The 5,691-nt window shown below is 53.6% G+C and carries 2 tRNA genes and 2 rRNA genes; all 4 read left to right on the top strand.

The window, feature by feature from the left end:
* Positions 1 to 563: 563 nt before the first annotated feature.
* Positions 564 to 2,082: ribosomal RNA gene (locus tag HNR46_RS20125) — 16S ribosomal RNA — on the top strand.
* A 248-nt stretch (positions 2,083 to 2,330) separates the two neighbouring features.
* Positions 2,331 to 2,406 (top strand) — tRNA-Ala (locus HNR46_RS20120).
* 45 nt (positions 2,407 to 2,451) lie between these two features.
* Positions 2,452 to 2,528, top strand: a tRNA-Ile gene (locus HNR46_RS20115).
* A 278-nt stretch (positions 2,529 to 2,806) separates the two neighbouring features.
* Positions 2,807 to 5,597 (top strand): 23S ribosomal RNA (locus HNR46_RS20110).
* Together the 16S and 23S rRNA genes with 2 tRNA genes alongside form the textbook arrangement of a ribosomal RNA operon.
* The last annotated feature ends 94 nt before the right edge of the window (positions 5,598 to 5,691 follow it).

The raw sequence follows: 5,691 nt of genomic DNA, 5'->3' as shown, positions 1-5,691 counted from the left end.
AAAACCCCCACCACCCGGCATGGGAATGGCTAAGGGATTGGGATGGAGTGGATGAAACAGGGTCCGTGATGAGCGGAGCGGCGGGGGAACTCCCGCTGGAGACCGGGGAAATCCGGTCGAAATTCGAAAAATTGAAAAAACCTCTTCGAAAGGTGTTGACGCGGGGGTCTGCCCATGTATTTTCCGCCCCGCCGCACCAACGGTCGCGGCGCGAGAGACGAAAGTCGATCGGAGCTCCTGGAGTCGGACCTGAGGGTCGCTTCGGACAGCGCGATCGACTTTTTAGTCCCCTCGATGAAGATCTTTCAAAGCACTGGCCCGGACGCCAAAGGTTCGGAAAGCGTTGAAAAGAAGCTGCTTGCAGTGGAATGGAGACGGGTTTTTCGAGTGAGGCAAGAGTCCGGGTGGAATAGAAAAGGTTGAATCGTGCGCCGCGCGAAAAGCTTCCGAGAGGGAGTGTGTTTTGCGCGGTTGGGACTGGAAAGGGCGACTCTTAACGGGTGGCACCTCTGGTTCCTAGGTCCGACAATTTTTAATCGTTGAAGCAATTCAACGGACGTTTTTTTACGGAGAGTTTGATTCTGGCTCAGAACGAACGCTGGCGGCGTGTTTAAGACATGCAAGTCGCACGGAGGACTTTGATAGCTTGCTAGAGAAGTTCTTAGTGGCGCACGGGTGAGTAACACGTGAGTTACATGCCCTGCAGAGGGGGATAGCCCGCCGAAAGGCGGATTAATACCCCATAGTTCCGCAAGGATAAAGGTGGCTTCGGCTGCCGCTGCAGGATTGGCTCGCGTCCTATCAGCTAGTTGGTGAGGTAACGGCTCACCAAGGCGACGACGGGTACCTGGTTTGAGAGGATGATCAGGCACACTGGAACTGAGACACGGTCCAGACACCTACGGGTGGCAGCAGTCGAGAATAATTCACAATGGACGAAAGTCTGATGGTGCAACGCCGCGTGGAGGATGAAGGTCTTCGGATTGTAAACTCCTGTCATTTGAGAGCAAGACCTGGCGGTGAATAGCCGACAGGGTTGATAGTATCGAAAGAGGAAGGGACGGCTAACTTCGTGCCAGCAGCCGCGGTAATACGAAGGTCCCGAGCGTTGTTCGGAATCACTGGGCGTAAAGGGAGCGTAGGCGGCAAGGTAAGTCAGGTGTGAAATCCCGGGGCTCAACCCCGGAACTGCACCCGATACTGCTTTGCTAGAGTAATGGAGGGGTAGCTGGAATTCTCGGTGTAGCAGTGAAATGCGTGGATATCGAGAGGAACACTTGTGGCGAAGGCGAGCTACTGGACATTGACTGACGCTGAGGCTCGAAGGCCAGGGTAGCGAAAGGGATTAGATACCCCTGTAGTCCTGGCAGTAAACGGTGTGCGCTTGGTGTGAGGGGTTTCGACCCCCCTTGTGCCGGAGCTAACGCGTTAAGCGCACCGCCTGGGGAGTACGGTCGCAAGACTAAAACTCAAAGAAATTGACGGGGACCCGCACAAGCGGTGGAGTATGTGGCTTAATTCGATGCAACGCGAAGAACCTTACCTGGGCTTGACATGCATTGCTAAGCTGTTGAAAGGCAGCGAGTCTTCGGACACCTTGCACAGGTGCTGCATGGCCGTCGTCAGCTCGTGTCGTGAGATGTTGGGTTAAGTCCCGCAACGAGCGCAACCCCTGTGAACAGTTGCCAGCACTTCGGGTGGGGACTCTGTTCAGACTGCCCAGATCAACTGGGAGGAAGGTGGGGATGACGTCAGGTCAGTATGGCCCTTACGCCCAGGGCTGCACACGTACTACAATGCCCAGTACAATTAGAGCCGAGACCGCGAGGTGGAGGAAATCTGTAAAACTGGGCCCAGTTCGGATTGGAGGCTGCAACTCGCCTCCATGAAGTTGGAATCGCTAGTAATGGCGCATCAGCTACGGCGCCGTGAATACGTTCCCGGGTCTTGTACACACCGCCCGTCACATCATGGAAGCCGGTAGCACCCGAAGTATCGTATGGTCCTAAGGTGAAGCTGGTAACTGGGATGAAGTCGTAACAAGGTAGCCGTAGGGGAACCTGCGGCTGGATCACCTCCTTTCTAAGGAGAAATCAGCATGCATCTGAGAGGATGGATGACTGAAGGTCGGCACTGCTGTGCGAATGGCAGTGAGAGTGGGGAAAGCCCATTCGAACCAACCCTTGACACTTAAAGTTGGCCCGAAAGGGGCTGCGTGAAACGCCGAGCGGCGTACGATTTGATCTTTTCTATTCCCTTCCCGGTTGTGGGATTGGGGATTTCTGGTGCGGAAGTGCTGGGGATTCTTGATGACATGACCAAGGTTACCGGGGGGTATAGCTCAGTTGGTAGAGCGCCTGCTTTGCAAGCAGGATGTCATCGGTTCGAATCCGGTTACCTCCACCAACCCGACGGGCGACCGCCGCGGGAGCGCGAGCTCCTGAATAAAAAGGGCCTGTAGCTCAGTTGGTTAGAGCACACGCTTGATAAGCGTGGGGTCACAGGTTCAAGTCCTGTCTGGCCCACCATTTACTGACCTGGTGACGTGAAAAGGGGAGAAGAAGTGTAGCGAAGCAGCGACCTGCTGAAGGTCTCGCTCTTTGACATCCATATGGAGAAGATAATTTAAAGTTTTTCCAACTGCGACAGAAACGAAACTGCTTCACTGAAAGCAAATGGTGTTCTTGCGTGGTCTTTGGAAATACTCGATTTTAATACGGCAATCCTGCCTGAGAGCTACTGGGAGAGATTCTGGGGTTTTTGGGTGGGAGTAGAAAGAACCAAGGAGCTGATTTCGAAAGAACGGAATCAAGCTTTAAAGGGCACAGAGTGGATGCCTTGGTGCCAACAGGCGATGAAGGACGTGATAAGCTGCGATAAGCTTCGGGGAGCCGCAAATTGGCGATGATCCGGAGATTTCCGAATGGGGTAACCTGACGGGGTTAGAGCCTCGTCGTCTCTTCCTGAATGAAATAGGGAAGAGTTCGCGATACCCGGTGAAGTGAAACATCTCAGTAACCGGAGGAAAAGAAATCAACCGAGATTCCGTAAGTAGTGGCGAGCGAACGCGGAGCAGCCCAACCAATAGTGACCAGTAAGGATAGTGTAAGTGTTTGGAACGACACGGCAAAGAGGGTGAGACTCCCGTGCGCGAAATCTGAGCTGGCTAGGTGCAAGTAACACACCACACGTGGAACGGTGTGTGAAGATGGGGGGACCACCCTCCAAGGCTAAATACTCGTTGGCGACCGATAGTGAACCAGTACCGTGAGGGAAAGGTGAAAAGAACCGCTGTGAGCGGAGTGAAATAGAACCTGAAACCCTGTGCCTACAAGGTGTAGGAGCAGCTTTGGCTGTGACTGCGTGCCTTTTGCTTAATGAGTCTGCGAGTTGGTATCTGTGGCGAGCCTAAGTCTTTTTGGGACGGAGGCGAAGCGAAAGCGAGTCCGAATAGGGCGAATGAGTTGCAGGTGCCGGACCCGAAGCGGAGGTGATCTACCCTTGGCCAGGTTGAAGCGTCGGTAATACGACGTGAAGGACCGAACCGGTGAATGTTGAAAAATTCTCGGATGAGCTGAGGGTAGGAGTGAAAGGCTATTCAAACCCCGTGATAGCTGGTTCTCCTCGAAATGCATTGAGGTGCAGCGTCGCGTGCTGACCATTGGGGGTAGAGCACTGAAAAGGCTAGGGCCCATACCCGGGTACCAAACCTTATCAAACTCCGAATACCAGTGGGTGGAGCGCGGCAGTGAGACGGTGGGGGATAAGCTTCATCGTCAAAAGGGAAACAACCCTGATCAGCAGCTAAGGTGCCTAAACCATGCTAAGTGGAAAGGATGTGGAGTTTCACAGACAGTGAGGATGTTGGCTTAGAAGCAGCCACCATTTAAAAAATGCGTAATAGCTTACTCATCGAGAGACTCTGCGCCGAAAATGATTGGCGATTAAGCATGGTACCGAAGCTCTGGGCTTTGCGTAAGCGGAGCGGTAGAGGAGCATTCTCAACGCATAGAAGCTGGATGGCGACTGAAAGTGGAGTGTTGAGAAGAGAGGATGCAGACATGAGTAACGATAAGACCGGTGAAATCCCGGTCCGCCGTAAACCCAAGGTTTCCAGGGCTACGTTTTTCGTCCCTGGGTTAGTCGGGACCTAAGCCGAGGCGGATACGCGTAGGCGATGGACAGCAGGTTAATATTCCTGCACTTGCGACCCTTAAACAGGGGGGACGCATGATGGATTGCAATTAGGTGAATGAATTCCGAGGTGAGGCTACGGCTGATCCGCATTGCAAGAGATTGTGCCAAGAAAAGCCCCTGCGTATGCTAAGCGACCCGTACCGTAAACCGACACAGGTGGGTGGGATGAGTATTCCAAGGCGCAAGAGTGAACCCTGGTTAAGGAACTCGGCAAATTAGCCCCGTAACTTCGGAAGAAGGGGTGCCCCCTTAGGGGGGCCGCAGTGACCAGGCCCAACCGACTGTTTAGCAAAAACACAGCATTCTGCCAAGACGCTAAGTCCAAGTATAGGATGTGACACGTGACCAATGCGGAAAGATTAAGATGAGATGTTAGCTTTCGGGCGAAGCTTCGAGTCCAAGTCCCCGTGAATGTCGGCCGTAACTATAACGGTCCTAAGGTAGCGAAATTCCTTGTCGGGTAAGTTCCGACCTGCACGAATCGTGTAACGAGTTGGGCGCTGTCTCAACCAGGTGCTCAGTGAAATTGTAATGGCGGTGAAGATGCCGCCTACCCGCAGAAGGACGGAAAGACCCTATAGACCTTAACTGTAAGCTGTCATTGGTTCTTCGATTCTCATGCTCAGCATAAGTGGGAGACGTTGAAGAGGCCCTTTAGGGGGTTTCGGAGTCGCCAGTGAGATACCACCCTTGGGTGTTGGGGAATCTAACCACGGTCCGTGAAACCGGACGTGGAACAGTGTCAGCCGGTCAGTTTTACTGGGGCGGTATCCTCCCAAAGAGTAACGGAGGAGCGCGAAGGTGGGTTCAGCACGGTTTGCAACCGTGTGTCGAGTGCATGGGCATAAACCCGCCTAACTGCGAGGCCTACAAGCCGAGCAGAGACGAAAGTCGGCCCAAGTGATCCGGCGGTAGAATGTGGAATTGCCGTCGCTCAACGGATAAAAGGTACCTTAGGGATAACAGGCTGATTTCGCCCAAGAGTTCATATCGACGGCGAAGTTTGGCACCTCGATGTCGGCTCGTCGCATCCTGGGGCTGGAGAAGGTCCCAAGGGTCCGGCTGTTCGCCGGTTAAAGCGGCACGCGAGCTGGGTTCAGAACGTCGCGAGACAGTTCGGTCCTCTATCCTCTGTGGGCGCAGGAAAACTGAGGGGTTCAATTCCTAGTACGAGAGGACCGGGATTGACGCACCTCTGGTGCACCGGTTGTCGTGTCAACGGCATGGCCGGGTAGCTAAGTGCGGGCCTGATAAGCGCTGAAAGCATCTAAGCGCCAAGCAGTTCCCAAGATGAGTTTTCCCTGAAGGATCGTGGAAGACGACCACGTTGATAGGGTGTAGGTCGAAGTCTGGTAACAGATGTAGCCGAGCACTACTAATCATCCGTATGGCTTGATTCCTTATTTCTTTCTGAAGATCAGATTTTCAAGGACCGAGAAGTGAGGACACAGCTTTCGTAAGAGTGGAAGCGAAGAGGTTTCTGAGTTGGAAATG

Origin of the sequence: Haloferula luteola (assembly GCF_014201715.1) — a bacterium.
In the GTDB taxonomy this organism is placed as follows: Bacteria; Verrucomicrobiota; Verrucomicrobiia; order Verrucomicrobiales; family Akkermansiaceae; genus Haloferula; species Haloferula luteola.
This window is presented reverse-complemented; position numbering and strand designations above follow the sequence as displayed.